Annotated in this window: 16 protein-coding genes and 1 pseudogene; 8 read left to right on the top strand and 9 right to left on the bottom strand. The window is 71.3% G+C overall.

The genetic code is table 11. The annotated features are described in order from the left end of the window. Positions 1-168 precede the first annotated feature (168 nt). From IEZ17_RS11585 to era, 6 genes are all read left to right on the top strand, one after another. On the top strand, positions 169-1,173 hold the full coding sequence (locus tag IEZ17_RS11585) for a PhoH family protein (protein WP_189299158.1): 1,005 nt from the start codon (positions 169-171) through the stop codon (positions 1,171-1,173). A gap of 39 nt (positions 1,174-1,212) precedes the next feature. Next, positions 1,213-1,710: an rRNA maturation RNase YbeY gene (gene ybeY / locus IEZ17_RS11580; RefSeq protein ID WP_189299278.1), complete on the top strand. Its 498-nt coding sequence runs from the start codon at positions 1,213-1,215 to the stop codon at positions 1,708-1,710. 11 nt (positions 1,711-1,721) lie between these two features. After that, entirely contained in the window at positions 1,722-3,038 is a 1,317-nt protein-coding gene (locus tag IEZ17_RS11575; RefSeq protein WP_189299156.1) for a hemolysin family protein, read from the top strand. Between the two features lie 470 nt (positions 3,039-3,508). After that, positions 3,509-3,874 (top strand): cytidine deaminase-like protein, encoded by a 366-nt coding sequence (locus IEZ17_RS11570; RefSeq protein ID WP_043269681.1) that lies wholly within the window; start codon positions 3,509-3,511, stop codon positions 3,872-3,874. A gap of 161 nt (positions 3,875-4,035) precedes the next feature. Continuing rightward, entirely contained in the window at positions 4,036-5,031 is a 996-nt protein-coding gene (locus IEZ17_RS11565; protein ID WP_229852162.1) for an aldo/keto reductase, read from the top strand. Between the two features lie 64 nt (positions 5,032-5,095). Continuing rightward, on the top strand, positions 5,096-6,034 hold the full coding sequence (gene era / locus IEZ17_RS11560; protein ID WP_189299154.1) for a GTPase Era: 939 nt from the start codon (positions 5,096-5,098) through the stop codon (positions 6,032-6,034). Positions 6,035-6,581: 547 nt separating this feature from the next. On the opposite strand, the gene IEZ17_RS11555 is transcribed toward era, so the two are convergent. The 3 genes from IEZ17_RS11555 to IEZ17_RS11545 all read right to left on the bottom strand — a co-directional run bounded on the left by IEZ17_RS11555 (position 6,582) and on the right by IEZ17_RS11545 (position 9,468). Next, positions 6,582-7,943, bottom strand: a complete 1,362-nt coding sequence (locus IEZ17_RS11555) for a GH1 family beta-glucosidase (RefSeq protein WP_189299152.1) — start codon at positions 7,941-7,943, stop codon at positions 6,582-6,584. A gap of 88 nt (positions 7,944-8,031) precedes the next feature. Continuing rightward, positions 8,032-8,298 carry a protealysin inhibitor emfourin gene (locus IEZ17_RS11550; RefSeq protein ID WP_189299151.1) on the bottom strand — a complete coding sequence of 89 codons (267 nt, stop codon included), beginning with the start codon at positions 8,296-8,298 and terminating at the stop codon, positions 8,032-8,034. Positions 8,299-8,382: 84 nt separating this feature from the next. After that, positions 8,383-9,468: a M4 family metallopeptidase gene (locus IEZ17_RS11545; RefSeq protein ID WP_189299150.1), complete on the bottom strand. Its 1,086-nt coding sequence runs from the start codon at positions 9,466-9,468 to the stop codon at positions 8,383-8,385. Between the two features lie 292 nt (positions 9,469-9,760). Between IEZ17_RS11545 and leuA the strand changes: the two genes are divergently transcribed. Both leuA and IEZ17_RS11535 read left to right on the top strand, forming a co-directional pair. Further along, positions 9,761-11,518 carry a 2-isopropylmalate synthase gene (gene leuA / locus IEZ17_RS11540; protein WP_189299149.1) on the top strand — a complete coding sequence of 586 codons (1,758 nt, stop codon included), beginning with the start codon at positions 9,761-9,763 and terminating at the stop codon, positions 11,516-11,518. Positions 11,519-11,730: 212 nt separating this feature from the next. Next, positions 11,731-12,441 carry a TerB family tellurite resistance protein gene (locus tag IEZ17_RS11535; protein ID WP_189299148.1) on the top strand — a complete coding sequence of 237 codons (711 nt, stop codon included), beginning with the start codon at positions 11,731-11,733 and terminating at the stop codon, positions 12,439-12,441. 76 nt (positions 12,442-12,517) lie between these two features. Here IEZ17_RS11535 and IEZ17_RS11530 read toward each other — a convergent pair whose 3' ends face one another. The 6 genes and pseudogenes from IEZ17_RS11530 to IEZ17_RS42255 all read right to left on the bottom strand — a co-directional run. After that, entirely contained in the window at positions 12,518-13,753 is a 1,236-nt protein-coding gene (locus IEZ17_RS11530; protein WP_189299147.1) for a cytochrome P450 family protein, read from the bottom strand. Further along, positions 13,669-15,099, bottom strand: coding sequence for a cytochrome P450 (locus IEZ17_RS11525; protein WP_189299146.1), 1,431 nt, complete (start codon positions 15,097-15,099; stop codon positions 13,669-13,671). Before IEZ17_RS11525 ends, IEZ17_RS11530 begins: the two co-directional genes overlap by 85 nt. Then, positions 15,096-15,674, bottom strand: coding sequence for a GTP-binding protein (locus IEZ17_RS11520; RefSeq protein ID WP_159503843.1), 579 nt, complete (start codon positions 15,672-15,674; stop codon positions 15,096-15,098). The genes IEZ17_RS11525 and IEZ17_RS11520 overlap by 4 nt, the downstream gene beginning before the upstream one ends. A 22-nt stretch (positions 15,675-15,696) precedes the next feature. After that, entirely contained in the window at positions 15,697-16,059 is a 363-nt protein-coding gene (locus IEZ17_RS11515) for a DUF742 domain-containing protein (RefSeq protein ID WP_159503844.1), read from the bottom strand. Continuing rightward, entirely contained in the window at positions 16,056-16,484 is a 429-nt protein-coding gene (locus IEZ17_RS11510; protein WP_159503845.1) for a roadblock/LC7 domain-containing protein, read from the bottom strand. Before IEZ17_RS11510 ends, IEZ17_RS11515 begins: the two co-directional genes overlap by 4 nt. Next, a pseudogene (locus IEZ17_RS42255) lies at positions 16,481-16,762 on the bottom strand (ATP-binding protein); the annotation flags it as partial. The pseudogene IEZ17_RS42255 and the gene IEZ17_RS11510, both read right to left, overlap by 4 nt.

The raw sequence follows: 16,762 nt of genomic DNA, 5'->3' as shown, positions 1-16,762 counted from the left end.
CGGGCCCGCCGGTCCGGCCCGCCCGGCCCCCCGCCGGGAAATCCCGCGGGGCTTGTCGGTGCCCCGTCGTACTCTGGTAGCGCAAGGAGCCCGGTGCGGGCAGCTCTGCCGAGGGCCGTACCCGCGATGAGCAAAGGATGGGGGTTGAGCAGGCCGCACGGCCTACCCATGACGCAGACACCGACACAAGCGCAGGCGAGCGCTCAGTTCACGGTCCCGGCCAAGCACCCCATGGTCATGGTCCTGGGATCCGGAGACGCGCTGCTGCGCGTGATCGAAGAAGCCTTCCCCGCCACCGACATCCACGTCCGGGGCAACGAGATCAGCGCGGTCGGCGACGCCCGTGAAGTCGCCCTCGTCCAGCGCCTGTTCGACGAGATGATGCTGGTGCTCCGCACCGGACAACCGATGACGGAGGACGCGGTGGAACGCTCGATCGCCATGCTGCGCGCGGCGGAGGACGGCAACGGAGCGGTGAGCGAGACGCCCGCCGAGGTGCTCACCCAGAACATCCTCTCCAACCGCGGGCGCACGATCCGCCCCAAGACGCTCAACCAGAAGCGCTACGTCGACGCCATCGACAAGCACACCATCGTCTTCGGCATCGGCCCGGCCGGCACCGGCAAGACCTATCTCGCCATGGCCAAGGCCGTCCAGGCGCTCCAGGCCAAGCAGGTCAACCGGATCATCCTGACCCGCCCCGCGGTCGAGGCCGGCGAGCGGCTGGGCTTCCTGCCCGGCACCCTCTACGAGAAGATCGACCCGTATCTGCGCCCGCTCTACGACGCGCTGCACGACATGCTCGACCCCGACTCCATCCCGCGCCTGATGGCCGCGGGCACGATCGAGGTGGCGCCGCTGGCGTACATGCGCGGCCGGACGCTGAACGACGCCTTCATCATTCTCGACGAGGCGCAGAACACCAATCCCGAGCAGATGAAGATGTTCCTGACCCGGCTCGGGTTCGACTCGAAGATAGTCATCACCGGTGACGTGACCCAGGTCGACCTCCCGGGCGGCACGAAGAGCGGTCTGCGCCAGGTCCGGGAGATCCTGGACGGCGTCGACGACGTGCACTTCTCCCTGCTCACCAGCCAGGACGTCGTCCGGCACAAGCTGGTCGGCCGTATCGTCGACGCATACGAGAAGTACGACAGCCGCAACGGCCGGTAGGCCGCGCTGCGCGATCAAGAAGTGAGACGCACCTTCCCCATGTCGATCGACGTCAACAACGAGTCCGGTACGGACATCGACGAGCAGGCGATCCTGGACGTCGCCCGCTATGCCGTGGCCCGGATGCGCATCCATCCGCTCTCCGAGCTGTCCGTCATCGTCGTGGACGCCGAGGCCATGGAGCAGCTCCACATCCAGTGGATGGACCTCCCGGGCCCGACCGATGTCATGTCCTTCCCGATGGACGAGCTGCGCCCGCCGGCCAAGGACGACGAGGAGCCCCCGCAGGGGCTCCTCGGTGACATCGTGCTGTGCCCGGAGGTCGCCGCGAAGCAGGGTGCGGAGGCCCCGACGGGGCACAGCATGGACGAGGAGCTCCAGCTGCTGACCGTCCACGGCGTGCTGCACCTGCTCGGCTACGACCACGAGGAGCCGGACGAGAAGGCCGAGATGTTCGGGCTCCAGGCGGCGATCATCGACGGCTGGCGCGCCGAGCGCGGGCTCACCGGGCCCTCGCCGGCGCCGACCGTGACCTGACGGGGCACGCGATGACCACCCAGCTGATCGCCGTCGCGGTACTCCTCGTCGTGATCGCCTGGCTCGCCGCGTGCGCGGAGGCCGGGCTGGCGCGGACCACCAGCTTCCGCGCCGAGGAGGCCGTCCGCTCCGGACGCCGCGGCAGCGCCAGGCTCGCCGCGGTGGCAGCCGACCCCACCCGCTATCTGAACGTCGCGCTGCTGGTGCGGGTCGGCTGCGAGATGGCGGCCGGGGTGCTGGTCACCTACGCCTGCCTGCGGTCGTTCGACGAGACCTGGCAGGCGCTGACCGTCGCCATCGCCGTGATGGTGCTGGTGTCGTACGTCGCCGTCGGGGTGTCGCCGCGCACGATCGGCCGGCAGCACCCGCTGAACACCGCCACCGCCGCGGCGTATGTGCTGCTGCCGCTGGCCCGTGTGATGGGCCCGGTGCCCCAGCTGCTGATCCTGCTCGGCAACGCGCTGACGCCCGGCAAGGGCTTCCGCAAGGGCCCGTTCGCGTCCGAGGCCGAACTCCGGTCGCTGGTGGACCTCGCGGAGAAGGAGTCGCTGATCGAGGACGAGGAGCGCCGGATGGTGCACTCCGTCTTCCAGCTCGGCGACACCCTCGTCCGCGAGGTGATGGTGCCGCGCACGGACCTGATCTCCGTGGAGCGGTTCAAGACCATCCGGCAGGCGCTGACCCTGGCACTGCGCTCCGGGTTCTCCCGGATTCCGGTGACGGGGGAGAACGAGGACGACATCGTGGGCGTCGTCTATCTCAAGGACCTCGCCCGCAAGGTGCACATCAGCCGGGACGCGGAGAGCGAGCTGGTGTCGTCGGCGATGCGTCCGGCGGTGTTCGTACCGGACACCAAGAACGCCGGCGATCTGCTGCGCGAGATGCAGCGGGACCGCAATCACGTCGCGGTGGTGATCGACGAGTACGGCGGCACGGCCGGCATCGTCACCATCGAGGACATCCTGGAGGAGATCGTCGGGGAGATCACCGACGAGTACGACCGCGAGCTGCCGCCCGTCCAGGACCTGGGCGCCGGCCGCTACCGGGTCACCGCCCGGCTGGACATCGGCGCACTGGGCGAGCTCTACGGCCTGGAGCTGGACGACGAGGACGTGGAGACGGTCGGCGGGCTGCTCGCCAAGCTGCTGGGCCGGGTTCCGATCGCCGGGGCGACCGCCGAGGTCGACCTCTCCGGTGACGCCTCCGACCCGGACCTCAAGGCGCTGCGGCTGATCGCCGAGTCGCCGGCCGGTCGCCGCAACAAGATCGTCACGGTGCTGTGCGAGCCGGTCCGCTCCGAAGCGGGCGGCGGCCCGGCCGCAAGCTGACCGCGCTCCCGTCTCTTCCCCTCTCTTCCCGCTGTTCCGGCGCACCCGGCTACTGATCTCCAGTGCACCGGAAATTTCCTGAATGCCATTTCCGGCAGATCTGGATTCCCCCGGCAAAGCCGTGGAAAGATCGTCGAGCCGGTGCCGGAAAGGCGCCGGATTCATTTGCCGTACAGGGAAGTTGAAGCGAAATGCGTGCACGGAAAGCCGCGGCGGAGTGCGCCGCCGCGGCACCGCTGCCGGCGGTGCTGCTCCCGCGGCGGCATCCCCGGATGCACGCCTGACGCGCCCTGATCCGCATCCGCGTGGCAGACGCCCGATGCGCGCACGGCGAAGAGTCTTGGCTGGAGAGTCGGGTGCCCCGGCACAGGGGAGCGGGGCAACCGCACTCTTCAGCCATGGTGTGTGGCACCCACGGCGCAGCCGGAGCGGCCGACCGCGCCGGACCGGTCCCGCATATGCTCGCCCGTATGACCGAAGCCGCACCGCTGGACCCCGAAGACCGCAAGATCATCACGCTCGCGCGCTCGGCGCGGGCCCGTAACGGCGTGCCCGAGGGCGCCGCCGTCCGCGACGAGACCGGCCGCACCTATGTCGCCGGCACCGTCGCCCTGGACTCCCTGCAACTCAGCGCCTTGCAGACGGCGGTCGCGATGGCCGTCGCCAGCGGCGCCACGTCCCTGGAGGCCGCGGCCGTGGTCACCGACGCCGAACAGGCCGCCGACGCGGACCGCGCGGCCGTCCGCGACCTCGGCGGCCCCGACACCCCCGTGCTCGTCGCCGCCCCCGACGGCACCCTGCGCACCACCGTCCCGGCCGCCGGCCCGACGGCCTGACCGGCACCGGCGGGGCGCCCCTCGGCGCCCCGCCCGCACCCACTCCCATAACCAACGGCTATCACCGCAACTCTTGGACGCCCACCGGCAGTTCCGGCCATGATCGTGGCAACCGGGGCCCGCCGACCCCGGCCCCGCCCGCATCCGCCCGAGGAGCCGCCGTGACCGCTCTGCCCACCCGCACCCTGGGACCGCTGACCAGCTCCGCCGTCGCCTTCGGCGCCATGGTCCTCTCACCCGGCGTCTACGGCGAGACCGACGAGCGGCGCGCCACCGCCGCCCTGCGCGCCGCCCTCGACGAGGGCGCCACCCATATCGACACCGCCGACGGCTACGGCCCCGACGGCCACAACGAGCGGCTGATCGGCGCGGCACTCAAGGGCCGCCGCGACGAGGTGGTGATCGCCACCAAGTTCGGCTTCCGGCTCCCCGACGGCGTCGAGCCGCACCCCTTCCCGGTCAACTACGGCTTCGGTGAACTCGCCGTCAACGCCGACCCCCGCCACGTCCGCGGCTACGCCGAAGCCTCGCTGCGCACCCTCCGCACCGACCGCATCGACCTCTACTACCCCCACTACCCCGACCCGCAGATCCCCTTCGAGGACACCGTCGGCGCGGTCGCCGACCTGATCGGCCCCGGGCTGGTGCGCCACCTCGGCCTCTCCAACGTCACCGCCGACCAGCTGCGCCGCGCCCACGCCGTGCACCCGGTCGCCGCCGTCCAGGTGCAGTGGTCGATGTGGCAGCCGGTCGACGCCGAGCTGCTCGCGGTCGCCCGTGAGCTGGGCGTCGGCATCGTCGCCTGGGGCCCGCTGGGCACCGGCTTCCTCACCGGCACCGTCGCAGAGGTCGCCGAGAACGACCTCCGGCGCCACCTGCCGCGCTTCGACGCGGCCAACCTCAAGGCCAACCGGGACCGCTTCGCCCCCGTCCGGGCCATCGCCGACGACCTCGGCATCTCCTCCGGCCAGCTCGCCCTCTCCTGGCTGCTGCACCAGTACGCGCACGTGGTGCCCATCCCCGGCAGCCGCACCCCCGCCCATATCGCGGAGAACCTGGCCGCCGCCCGCATCGCCCTCTCCGCCGACACCCTCGCCCGGGTCGACACCGCACTGAAGGCCACCGCCTTCGAGGGCAAGGCGGCCGTCGTCGACTGAGCCCCGGCGGTCCCGGAGCGGCGGATGGTCGGAGCGGGTGTGGGGATCGGGGAGAATGGGCGCCATGAGCGCTCGTACAGACTCCGCCACCCCGCACCGCGCCGGGTTCGCCTGCTTCGTCGGCCGCCCCAACGCGGGCAAGTCGACCCTCACGAACGCTCTCGTGGGTACGAAGGTGGCCATCACCTCCAACCGGCCGCAGACCACCCGCCACACCGTCCGCGGCATCGTGCACCGCCCCGACGCCCAGCTGGTCCTCGTCGACACCCCGGGCCTGCACAAGCCGCGCACCCTGCTCGGCGAGCGCCTGAACGACGTCGTCCGCACCACCTGGTCCGAGGTCGACGTCATCGGCTTCTGCCTGCCCGCCGACCAGAAGATCGGCCCCGGCGACCGCTATATCGCCGGTGAGCTGGCCGACATCAAGAAGACCCCCAAGGTCGCCATCGTCACCAAGACCGACCTCGTCGACTCCAAGGCGCTCGCCGCCCAGCTGATCGCCGTCGACCAGCTCGGCAAGGAACTGGGCATCGAGTGGGCCGAGATCATCCCGGTCTCCGCCGTCGGCGACACCCAGGTCTCGCTGCTGGCGGATCTGCTCGTGCCGCTGCTCCCCGAAGGGCCGGCGCTCTACCCCGAGGGCGATCTCACCGACGAGCCAGAGCAGGTCATGGTCGCCGAGCTGATCCGCGAGGCCGCCCTGGAAGGCGTACGCGACGAGCTGCCACACTCCATCGCCGTCGTCGTCGAGGAGATGATCCCGCGCGAGGACCGCCCCGCCGACAAGCCGCTGCTCGACGTCCACGCCAACATCTACATCGAGCGCCCCAGCCAGAAGGGCATCATCATCGGCCCGAAGGGCCGGCGCCTGAAGGAGGTCGGCACGAAGTCCCGCAAGCACATCGAAGCGCTGCTGGGCACGCCGGTCTTCCTGGACCTGCACGTCAAGGTCGCCAAGGACTGGCAGCGCGACCCGAAGCAGTTGCGCAAGCTGGGCTTTTAGGCTTCCCACGTTGTCGGCTTTCCCGCCGTGGGGGTTGCTGTCTTTTGCGCCTTCGGCGCGGGGTGTTGTCCGCTGCGCGGGGCTTTCGGGGTGCGGTGACGGTCCTGCGGGGGCGGTGTGCAGGACTGCTGCGCTTTACGTCCTGCACACCGCCCCCTCCGGCCCGTCCCCTCCCGTGGGTGGGAGGGGAGAAGCGGTGGGTGGGGGCTGGGCAGAGTGGTCCGGTGACGGTCTCCATCGACCTATGAGCCCGCACGGACCCACTTACGTGCACCCCTACTGGTTTTTCCACCCACCCACGGGAGGGGACGGGCCGGAGGGGCAGGGTGTCCGGACGTAAAGCGAAGCAGTCCGGACACCCAGCCCCGCAGGACCGTCACCGCACCCCAACAGCCCCGCGCAGCGGCACCGCCCGCCGCAGGCGCAACGGTGCCGCACCCGGCAACGTGGGAAGCCGCCCCGCCGCAGGCGCACGGCGGGAAAGCCAACAACGTGGGAAGCAGGCAAAGCGCAGCGGACCGGCGGGACGGCCGACAACGTGGGAAGGCTAAAGGCGAAGCGCCCCCCGCAACCAGTGGAACGACGCCTTCCGCGTGCGGGCCAGTGTTGTGCGGTCGACGTGTACGAGGCCGAACGGCTGGGCGTAGCCCTCGGCCCATTCGAAGTTGTCCAGCAGTGACCAGACGAAGTAGCCGCGGACGTCGGCGCCGGCCTCGATGGCGCGGTGCAGTGCCCGCAGGTGTCCGTCCAGGAAGGCGATCCGCTCGGTGTCGTCGATGCCGTCGTAGGAGCAGCCGTTCTCGGTGATCAGCACCGGTGGCAGGCTCGCCCCGTACCGTGCGCGGAAGGACAGCAGCAGTTCGGTGAGCGCCTCGGGGACCACCGGCCAGTCGAAGGCGGTCCGCGGATAGCCCTCGATCTTCTGCGGGGCGAAGGGGAGTTCGGGCGGCAGCGCGATCCCGGCGAAGTCGGTGGGGCCGGCCGCGTCCGGGCGCGGGGCGCCGATCCGGGTCGGCTGGTAGTAGTTGATCCCGTACCAGTCCAGGGGCGCGGAGATGGTCGCCAGGTCGTCGGCGACCGGGCCCGGCAGCAGGGCCGCGAGCCCGTCGTCCGGGTAGTGGCCGAGCAGCAGCGGGTCCGCGAAGAGCCGGTTGAGGAGCAGGTCGTAGAGGTCGGCGGCGGCCGTGTCGGCGGCGGAGTCGGACGCCGGCCAGGTCGGGCCGTGCGAGTTGGCGATGCCGATGCCGGTGGCGCCGCGGGCGCGCAGCGCCTGGACGGCCAGGCCGTGGCCGAGCAGCAGGTGATGGGCGGCCGGCAGCGCGTCGAAGAGCAGTGCGCGGCCGGGCGCGTGCTGTCCGAGCCCGTAGCCCAGCAGGGTCAGTTCGGCCGGTTCGTTGAGGGTGATCCAGCACTCCACGCGGTCGCCGAGCCGGGCCGCCACCGCGTCCGCGTACGCCGCGAAGTGCTCGGCGGTGTCCCGGCGGAGCCAGCCGCCGCCCTCCTCCAGGGCCTGCGGGGTGTCCCAGTGGAACAGCGTCGGCACCGGCGCGACGCCGGCCTCCAGCAGCGCGTCCACCAGCCGGTCGTAGAAGTCCAGCCCGGCCCCGTTGACCGCCCCGGCGCCGTCCGGCACCACCCGCGGCCAGGCCACCGAGAAGCGGTACGCGCCGACGCCCAGCTCCTGGATCAGCGCCACGTCCTCGCGGAAGCGGTGGTAGTGGTCGGTCGCCACCCGGGCGTCGGAGCCGTCCTTGATGCGCCCGGCCTGTGCCGCGAACACGTCCCAGGTGGACCTCCCCCGCCCGTCCTCGTCCACCGCGCCCTCGATCTGCGGGGCGGAGGTGGAGACTCCCCAGAGGAAGCCGTCGGGGAAGCGGGGGAGGGGCGACGACGCCGGCACGGTGGTCATGGGCGGGATCCTCGTAACCGCCGGTAACACCTGTCAAGGTCTGTGCAGTGCACGGGAGTTGGCCGCTCCACCCGGGGGCCGCCCATGGCTACGCCCCTTCCTTCAGGACTCTCGTGACCAGCTCCCGCTGGTCCTCCGTGAGCCGCGGGTCGGCGCAGTACACCGTCTTCCCGTCGACGGTGATCTCGTAGCCGAAGCCGTCCGGCACCCCGGCCGGGGGAGCGGGGTGGGCGTCGGCGACGGCCCGGTGGGCGAGGGCCTGCCAGTCGGCGGCGTCGGGGCGGCCGTCGGTGTCGACCTCGGCGCGGCGCTCGATGCCCGCGAAGCCGCCGGTGCGCCGGATGTGGATACGCATACCGGGCTCCTACCCCGCGGGGCGGGTGTAGACGTGCCGAGGGGCGGGAACGGCACTCGGCCGCCCCACCCCGCGGGCGCCGGGCTACTTCTTCCCGGTCACCCCGACCTCCGACCACGCCTTGACCATCGCGTCGTGCTCCGCGCCCGCGCCGTAGCGTGCCTGGGCGGCCTGCACGGTGAGTGCGGCGAAGTCCGCGAACTGGGCGTTCTTGGCCAGGTGGCCGCCGGTGAGCACGTCGTACCAGACCTGGCCCGCCCGCTCCCACGCCTTGCCGCCGAGGGTGCTGGCGGCGATGTAGAAGGCGTGGTTGGGGATGCCCGAATTGAGGTGCACCCCGCCGTTGTCGTCGGTGGTCGTGACGTACCCGGCCATCGTCGCGGGCTGCGGGTCCTTGCCCAGGTGCGGGTCGTCGTACGCGGTCCCGGGCGCCTTCATGGAGCGCAGGCCCTTGCCGTGGATGCCGGGGCCGAGCAGGTCGGCGCCGATCAGCCAGTCGGCCTGCTCGGCGGTCTGGCCGAGCGCGTACTGCTTGATCAGCGAGCCGAAGACATCGGAGATCGACTCGTTGAGGGCGCCGGACTGGCCCTGGTAGTCGAGGGCGGCGGTGTACTGGGTGACGCCGTGGGTCAGCTCGTGGCCGATGACGTCGACGGGGATGGTGAAGTCGCGGAAGAGCTGTCCGTCGCCGTCGCCGAAGACCATCCGCTCGCCGTCCCAGAAGGCGTTGTCGTACTTCACGCCGTAGTGGACGGTGGCGTCCAGCGGCAGGCCCTTGCCGTCGATGGACTTGCGGCCGTAGGCCTTCAGATAGAACGCGAAGGTGGCGCCGAGGCCCGACTGGGCGCGGTTGACGGAGGCGTCCTTGGAGGGGCCGTCGGACTCGGAGTGGACTTTGGTGCCGGGGAGGTTCTGCTGGTGGCCGGCGTCGTAGACGGTGCGGTCGGGCTTGTCGGCGGCGGCGCGGGCCTCCTTGGGGGTGACCGTGCGGCCGGCCAGGTCGGTGCGCCGGGTGCGGTGGAGGGCGTCGTGCTCCAGGGTGCTGCGGGCGGGTTCGTGCCGCTCCGGGTCGTCGGACTCGGCGAGCTTGCCGAGGATGTGCGGCGGCACGATCGTGCAGAAGACAGGGGCAGTGGGGGCGGTGCGCTTCCGGGTCACGTTGTGGTCCATGGACAAACGGTGGCACTGTGTAATCCGCCTGTCACTGCCGTTGGGTGAAATTCCCGAAAACGTGTGGTTGGTCGCATTTTCTCTGCTCCGTCCATCCCGTCCCGCATACTGATACGCGTCCGTCGGATCCCACCGACCTCGGCTAAGGTGCTGCACATCATGCGTTTCGGGCTGCTTCTCCTTAGCTGCCGCGGCGAGGGCCTGTAGTCGTAGGCCGACCCCCTCCCCGCGGGATCTGGTGCTGCGTTCGACCGTCGGCCGTCCTTACGGATCTCCCGAGGAGCCCTACGCAATGTCGCAGCCTGTCGGCCGCCCCACCCCGATCACCAACGCCACCCGGACGCAGCAGCCGTCCGGGATGCCGATCCACAAGTACCGCCCCTACGAGGCCGTGGACATCCCCGACCGCACCTGGCCGGACCGGCGTATCACCGAGGCCCCCCGCTGGCTCTCCACCGACCTGCGCGACGGCAACCAGGCGCTGATCGACCCGATGTCGCCGGCCCGCAAGCGCGAGATGTTCGACCTGCTGGTGCGCATGGGCTACAAGGAGATCGAGGTCGGCTTCCCGTCGTCCGGTGAGACCGACTTCGCCTTCGTCCGCTCCATCATCGAAGAGGGCGCGATCCCCGAGGACGTGACCATCTCCGTCCTGACCCAGGCGCGCGAGGAACTGATCGAGCGCACCGTCGAATCGCTGATCGGTGCGCGGCGCGCCACCGTCCACCTCTACAACGCCACCGCGCCCACCTTCCGCCGGGTCGTCTTCCGCGGCTCGAAGGAGCAGGTCAAGCAGATCGCCGTGGACGGCACCCGGCTGGTGATGGAGTACGCCGACAAGCTGCTCGGCGACGAGACGGTCTTCGGCTACCAGTACAGCCCGGAGATCTTCACCGACACCGAGCTGGACTTCGCGCTGGAGGTCTGCGAGGGGGTGATGGACGTCTGGCAGCCCGAGGAGGGCCGCGAGATCATCCTCAACCTGCCCGCCACCGTGGAGCGTTCGACGCCGTCCACGCACGCCGACCGCTTCGAGTGGATGAGCCGCAACCTCTCCCGCCGCGCGCACGTATGCCTGTCGGTGCACCCGCACAACGACCGCGGCACCGCCGTCGCCGCCGCCGAGCTGGCGATCATGGCGGGCGCGGACCGCATCGAGGGCTGCCTGTTCGGGCAGGGCGAGCGCACCGGCAACGTCGACCTGGTCACCCTGGGCATGAACCTCTTCTCCCAGGGCGTCGACCCGCAGATCGACTTCTCGCAGATCGACGAGATCCGCCGCACCAGCGAGTACTGCAACCAGATGGAGATCCACCCGCGCCACCCCTACGCGGGCGACCTGGTCTACACCGCCTTCTCCGGCTCCCACCAGGACGCCATCAAGAAGGGCTTCGACGCCATGGAGGCCGACGCCGCGGCCCAGGGCGGGACCGTCGACGACATCGAGTGGGCGGTGCCGTACCTGCCCATCGACCCCAAGGACGTCGGCCGCTCCTACGAGGCGGTCATCCGCGTCAACTCGCAGTCCGGCAAGGGCGGTATCGCCTACGTCCTGAAGAACGACCACAAGCTGGACCTGCCGCGCCGGATGCAGATCGAGTTCTCCCGGATCATCCAGGAGAAGACCGACGCCGAGGGTGGCGAGGTCACCCCGGCCGCCATCTGGTCCGTCTTCCAGGACGAGTACCTGCCCAACCCGCACGACCCGTGGGGCCGTATCCAGGTCAAGACCGGGCAGACCACCACCGACAAGGACGGCGTCGACACCCTCACCGTCGAGGCCGAGGTGGACGGTGCCGAGACGGTGCTGGTCGGCTCGGGCAACGGCCCGATCTCCGCGTTCTTCGAGGCGCTCCAGGGCGTCGGCGTGGACGCGCGGCTGCTGGACTACCAGGAGCACACCATGAGCGAGGGCGCCTCCGCGCAGGCCGCCTCGTACATCGAGTGCGCGATCGACGGCCGGGTGCTGTGGGGCATCGGCATCGACGCGAACACCACCCGGGCCTCGCTCAAGGCGGTCGTCTCCGCCGTCAACCGCGCGGGCCGCTGACCACCCGCCCCGGCACGTCCGGCGGGCCCCGCTCCTTCCTTCGCGGAGGGGGCGGGGCCCCTGCATTCCGGCCAGGTGTCCGGGCGTTGTCCGATACGGGGTACTGACGGCGCATCACGTATGTGGCTAACATCACGTACCGAACGGCGACGGGGCCGTGGGGTACCTCCCCGTGTCGTCGAGGCAGCGGGGGAGTTACGGAGGCAGACGTGATGCGCAACTGGTGTGTGATGGGAGTGCGCACGTCCTGGCGTACCGTCGCCGACGGCGAGTTCTTCTGTCCCGACTGCGGCGGCGACCGCAACTACCTCCGCCGCACCGGCCGCCGCCGCCTGGCCGTCCTCGGGGTCCCGGTCCTGCCCCGGGGGGCCGCCGGACCCGTCCTCGAATGCTCCGCCTGCCAGGGCCACTTCGGCCCGGACGCCCTCGACCACCCCACCACCGTCCGCTTCTCGGCGATGCTCCGGGACGCCGTGCACACCCTGACCCTGGCGCTGCTGGCGGCCGGCGGCACGTCCTCCCGCACGGTCCGCGACACCGCCGTCGACACGGTCCGCGCGGCCGGGTCCGCCGACTGCTCCGAGGACCAGCTGCTCACCCTGCTCGCCGCACTCGCCGCCGACACCGGCGGGCTCACCGGCACGTACGACGCGGTCACCGGCGGGCACTGCGGACAGCAGGGCCTCGACCCGTGCGGTACGGCGCTGGCCATAGAGCTCCACGAGGCGCTGGAGCCGCTGGCGCCCCACCTGGCCCCGGCCGGGCGGGAGGCGCTGCTCCTCCAGGGCGCCCGGATCGCCCTCGCCGACGGCTCCTACACCCCCGCCGAACGCGAGGTGCTCGGCACGGTCGGCGCCGCCCTGACGCTCCGCCCGGCCGATGTGGACCGGCTCCTCGCCGCCGCGGCCCGCACTCCGAGGTAGCCCCGGGACGACGCCGACGGCCCCGCCACCGGGAAGGTGGCGGGGCCGTCGGCTCTCTTCCGGGAACGGCGGTGGGTCAGCCGGCCGTCAGCCGTACCGGCAGGCTGCGCAGCCCGCCCGCGATGAAACCGCCCGCGGGCTCCAACTCGCCGGGCTTCACGGCCAGTTGGATGTCCGGGAAGCGGTCGAAGAGGGCCGGGAGCGCGGTCCGGGCCTCCAGACGGGCCAGCGGCGCCCCGATGCAGCGGTGGACACCGTGCCCGAACGCCAGATGCTCCTGGCTCGCCCTCCGGACGTCGAAGACCGCCGCGTCCGGGCCGTGCTGCGCCGCGTCGCGGCCCGCCGACGCGTACATCGGGAGCAGCGCCTCGCCCTTGCGGATCACCTCGCCGTGCGGCAGCTCGATGTCCTCCACGGCGAAGCGCAGCGGGAGGCTGGCGATGCTGGGGGACCAGCGGAGCGTCTCCTCGATGACGTCGTTCCAGGAGACGGTGCCGTCGAGGACCAGCCTGAGCTGTTCGGGGTGGGTCAGCAGCGCGTACACCGCGTTGCCGAGCAGGTCGACGGTGGTCTCGTGGCCGGCGCCGATGACCAGGATCAGGGTGTCCAGCAGCTCCCGCTCCGTCATTCCCTGGCCCTCGTCGTCCCGCGCGGCGACCAGCAGGCTCGTCAGGTCGTCGGCCGGCTGTGCGCGCTTGGCGGCGACCAGGTCGCCGAGCAGCGCGTCGACCGACACCCAGGTCGCCGTCGCCTGCTCGGGCGTGGCCGTGGTGTCCATGATCTCCGCGACGATACGGGCCAGTTCGACCCGCGGCTGCCCCTCGGGGTAGCCGAACAGCTCGCAGATCACCTGCATCGGCAGCGGGTGGTTGAAGGACTCGCGCAGATCGACGGCCTCGCCGGCGGGGCGCGCCGCGAGGCCGTCCAGTAAGGCGCGGGTGATCTGCTCCACCCGGGGCACCATCGCGTCGGTGCGGCGGGCGGTGAACGCCGGGGCGATCAGCTTGCGCAGCCGTCGGTGGTCGGCGCCGTACGCGGTGAACATGTTCGTCACGCCGATCCACGACTGGAGCCAGCTGCCGCGGATCTCCTCGCGCTGCCACTCCGGCCAGTGGTCCCGGGGGTTCTTGGACACCCGGTCGTCGGTCAGCAGCTCCTTCAGCAGGCCGTGGCCGGTGATCGCCCAGGCGGCTATGCCGCCGGGCAGCTCGATCCGGGCCGCCGGGCCTAGTGCGCGGAGGCGGGCTGCCTCGCCGTGGATGTCGGTTCCGGCCGGGTCGATGACATAGGGCTGCGATCGCTGTTGTGCCATGGCGTAGCTCCTGCCTGGTCCGGGGAGATGGGGGTGAAGCGGGCCGGGAGGGCGGCCAGCGCCCGGTGGAAGGCGCCGTTCCGCCACTCCAACTCACTGTGGTCGACGGCAAGTTCGATGTCCGAGAGCCAGGCGGTCAGCCGCTCGATCGCGGTGGTGGCGATCAGCAGCGCGTGCCGCTTCACGGGGCAGGCGTGCGGGCCCGCCGCCCACGACAGGTGCGAGCCGCTGCCCGAGCCGGGCGCCAGCGCCTCGGTGGTGTCGAACTGGCTGTTGGCCGCCGCGTACGAGACCATCACCAGCTGCCCGGCGCGCACCCAGGTGCCGTGGAAGAAGACGTCGCGGACCGGGAAGTGGGCGGAGTAGTTGGTCAGCGGCGGGTCGTTCCACAGCACCTCGTTGATCGCGTCGTGCACGGTCAGCGCGCCGCCGGACAGGGTGTTGTAGTAGCGGTCGTCGGACAGCATCCGCGACAGGGCGTTGCCGATGAGGTTGGCGAGCGGCTCGTTGCCGGCGCCCATCACGAGGATGATGTTGTGGATCAGTTCCTCGTCGTTGAGCGCGTTGGGGTGGTCCATGAACCACGACGTCAGGTCCGGCCCCCGCTGCCCCTTCTTCGAACCGACCAGCTCCATGATGTACGTGGTGAACGCCTCGTTGGCGGCGGCGGCCTCCTCGGGGGAATTGCCCTCCAGCATTCCCCCGATGGCCGCGATGAGCCGTTCGCTGTAGGAGTCCGGCAGCCCGAAGAGGCTGTTGAACATCAGGAGCGGGATCAGCCGCGCGTAGTCGGCGATCAGGTCGGCCTCGCCCCGGGCCCCGAAGCGCTGGATCAGGGTGTCCGCGGCATGCTGCACGCGGGCGCGCAGTTCATGCGGCTCGACGAGCTTGAAGCTGTCGACGATGACGTCCCGGTAGCGGACGTGCGCCGGCCCGTCGCTGTAGAAGACGTTGGGGCGCCACATCAGCATCGGCATGACCGGGGTGTCCTGCGGGACGGTGGTCATCCACTCCCGGGAGTCCTTCGACCAGGTGGCGTCGTCGTTCAGCAGGTCGAGCGCGGCCCGGTAGTCGGTCACCAGCATCGCGGTCACATCGGGCGCGATCTCCACCGGCGCCAACGCCCCGTACTGGCGCAGATGCCGGTAGAAGCGGTGCGGGTCGGCGGCGAAGTCCGGTCCGTACAGCTTCACCGGTGCGTGCGCGTCCGGCTGGGCCGGCGCCTGGTGCTGCGGCGCCCCGTGCGCCGGGCAGCCCGGCGGCGGCGCCTGCTCCTGCGGCGGGGGGACGGCCTGCGCGGGGCAGGACGGCGATGGTGCGGCGCCCGGCTGGTACGGGGAAGTCACGGGTTCGGGTTCTCCTCGGGGAGGTTGTCCAGGACATGGCGGACGAGTGCGATCAGCGCGTCGACGGACTGCTCCTTGTCGCGGGCGTCGCACAGCACCAGCGGTGTGTCCGGGTGCAGATCGAGTGCGTCGCGGAGCTTTTCCACGTCGTACTGCGGGGCGTCCGGGAAGGTGTTGACCGCGACCGCGTACCGCAGCCCGGCCTCCTCGACGATGTCCATCACCTCGAACGAGTCCGCCAGCCGGCGGGTGTCCGCGAGGACCAGGGCGCCCAGCGCGCCGCGTGCGATGTCCTGCCACAGCGGGCGGAAGCGTTTCTGCCCGGGTGTGCCGAACAGGTACAGCACCAGGTCCCCGGGCAGCGTCAGCCGCCCGAAGTCGATGGCGACCGTGGTGGTGGTCTTGTCCCGGACACCGGCGAGGTCGTCGACCATCGCGCCGGACTGCGTCATGACCTCTTCGGTGTGCAGCGGTTGGATTTCCGAGAGCGCACGGATCAGCGTGGTCTTGCCGACCCCGAACGGGCCCGCGACCAGCAGCTTCACCAGCGTCTGGCGGTCGCCGTCGAGGTACATGCCGCCGGTTCCGGGACCGGTGCTAGGACTTGAGAGAGCGGAGTCCATCGAGAACCCTCTCCAGGATCTGCCGGTCGAATTGCTCGGCTTCGGGTATGGGGACTCGGGCGTGCAGGCGCCCGGCATCGACGAGGTCGGCCACCAGCACCTTCACCACGCTGACGGGCAGGTGGAGATGGGCGGCCACCTCGGCCAGAGTCAGCGCCCCGGGCTGGAGCAGCTCCAGGATCCGGTGCTCTTCGGGGCGTACCTCACTGGTGATCGGCATGTCCACGCCGTGCAGCACGGTCAGCCGGTCCAACGTGTTGCGGCTCGGCTGGGCGCGTCCGCCGGTCGCCAGATAGGCCGGTACGAGGCGCCGTCCGCCGCTCTGGCGGGGCGTCATGCCGGTGTACCGGTGTCCCGGGCGCGGCTGTTCATGACCTTGCTGCCCAGGGTCGTCACCTGGATCTGCATGTGGTGCGCGACGACGCCCATGTTCACCTCCGGACCGGCGAACACGGCGAGGCAGGTGTTCTCCCCCGCCGGAATCGCGAAGACGAAACCTTCCTCCGACTCGATGACCGTCTGCCGCAGCCGGGTGTCGGTCTTCTCGGCGAACGCCGCGGTCACCGCGCGCCCCGCGCCCTGGAGCGCGGACATCATCGCGGCCACGCCCTCCGCGGCCTCCCGCGAAAGGCCCGGCGAGGCGCCCTCGATGAAGCCGTCGCCGGAGATGACGGCGGCGTGGACCACGTGCGGCAGCTCCAACAGAGGAGCCAGCACCCAGGACTTGTCCTCGGCGACACGGCGGCGGGTGGGGCTGTTCATGACTCGGTGTTCCCTTCGGGACGGCGAGGGGGGTCTGACTGGGCTGCGGCCCGACCGGACTCGGTGCCTTGCTGGAGCGCTGCCCAGCGGGACGCCGTCTCCTCCGGGGAGCGCAGGTTGATCGTGCTGTCGTCGTGCGGGTCGGGCTGCTCCTCGGACGTCGGCCTGCGGCGCCGCCGGCGCGGCAGCTCACCGTCGGCCTGCGGGACTTCAGCGGACGGTGCGGACGGCGCGGTGGCAGGACGGGCAGCGGCCCCGGTGCCCCCGGCGACCCCGGT

This window comes from Streptomyces albospinus (assembly GCF_014648695.1).
GTDB lineage: Bacteria > Actinomycetota > Actinomycetes > Streptomycetales > Streptomycetaceae > Streptomyces > Streptomyces albospinus.
Note: the sequence above shows the minus strand (reverse complement) of the source record. Positions and strands in the feature narration are given on the sequence as shown.

Excerpts from the sequence above, each read along its gene's own strand:
- ybeY (WP_189299278.1), top strand. The coding sequence starts at position 1,213 with ATGTCGATCGACGTCAACAACGAGTCCGGTACGGACATCGACGAGCAG.
- IEZ17_RS11570 (WP_043269681.1), top strand. The coding sequence starts at position 3,509 with ATGACCGAAGCCGCACCGCTGGACCCCGAAGACCGCAAGATCATCACG.
- IEZ17_RS11545 (WP_189299150.1), bottom strand. The coding sequence starts at position 9,468 with ATGGACCACAACGTGACCCGGAAGCGCACCGCCCCCACTGCCCCTGTC.
- era (WP_189299154.1), top strand. The coding sequence starts at position 5,096 with ATGAGCGCTCGTACAGACTCCGCCACCCCGCACCGCGCCGGGTTCGCC.
- IEZ17_RS11520 (WP_159503843.1), bottom strand. The coding sequence starts at position 15,674 with ATGTACCTCGACGGCGACCGCCAGACGCTGGTGAAGCTGCTGGTCGCG.
- IEZ17_RS11585 (WP_189299158.1), top strand. The coding sequence starts at position 169 with ATGACGCAGACACCGACACAAGCGCAGGCGAGCGCTCAGTTCACGGTC.
- IEZ17_RS11535 (WP_189299148.1), top strand. The coding sequence starts at position 11,731 with ATGCGCAACTGGTGTGTGATGGGAGTGCGCACGTCCTGGCGTACCGTC.
- IEZ17_RS11550 (WP_189299151.1), bottom strand. The coding sequence starts at position 8,298 with ATGCGTATCCACATCCGGCGCACCGGCGGCTTCGCGGGCATCGAGCGC.
- IEZ17_RS11530 (WP_189299147.1), bottom strand. The coding sequence starts at position 13,753 with ATGGCACAACAGCGATCGCAGCCCTATGTCATCGACCCGGCCGGAACC.
- IEZ17_RS11515 (WP_159503844.1), bottom strand. The coding sequence starts at position 16,059 with ATGACGCCCCGCCAGAGCGGCGGACGGCGCCTCGTACCGGCCTATCTG.
- leuA (WP_189299149.1), top strand. The coding sequence starts at position 9,761 with ATGTCGCAGCCTGTCGGCCGCCCCACCCCGATCACCAACGCCACCCGG.
- IEZ17_RS11510 (WP_159503845.1), bottom strand. The coding sequence starts at position 16,484 with ATGAACAGCCCCACCCGCCGCCGTGTCGCCGAGGACAAGTCCTGGGTG.
- IEZ17_RS11555 (WP_189299152.1), bottom strand. The coding sequence starts at position 7,943 with ATGACCACCGTGCCGGCGTCGTCGCCCCTCCCCCGCTTCCCCGACGGC.
- IEZ17_RS11575 (WP_189299156.1), top strand. The coding sequence starts at position 1,722 with ATGACCACCCAGCTGATCGCCGTCGCGGTACTCCTCGTCGTGATCGCC.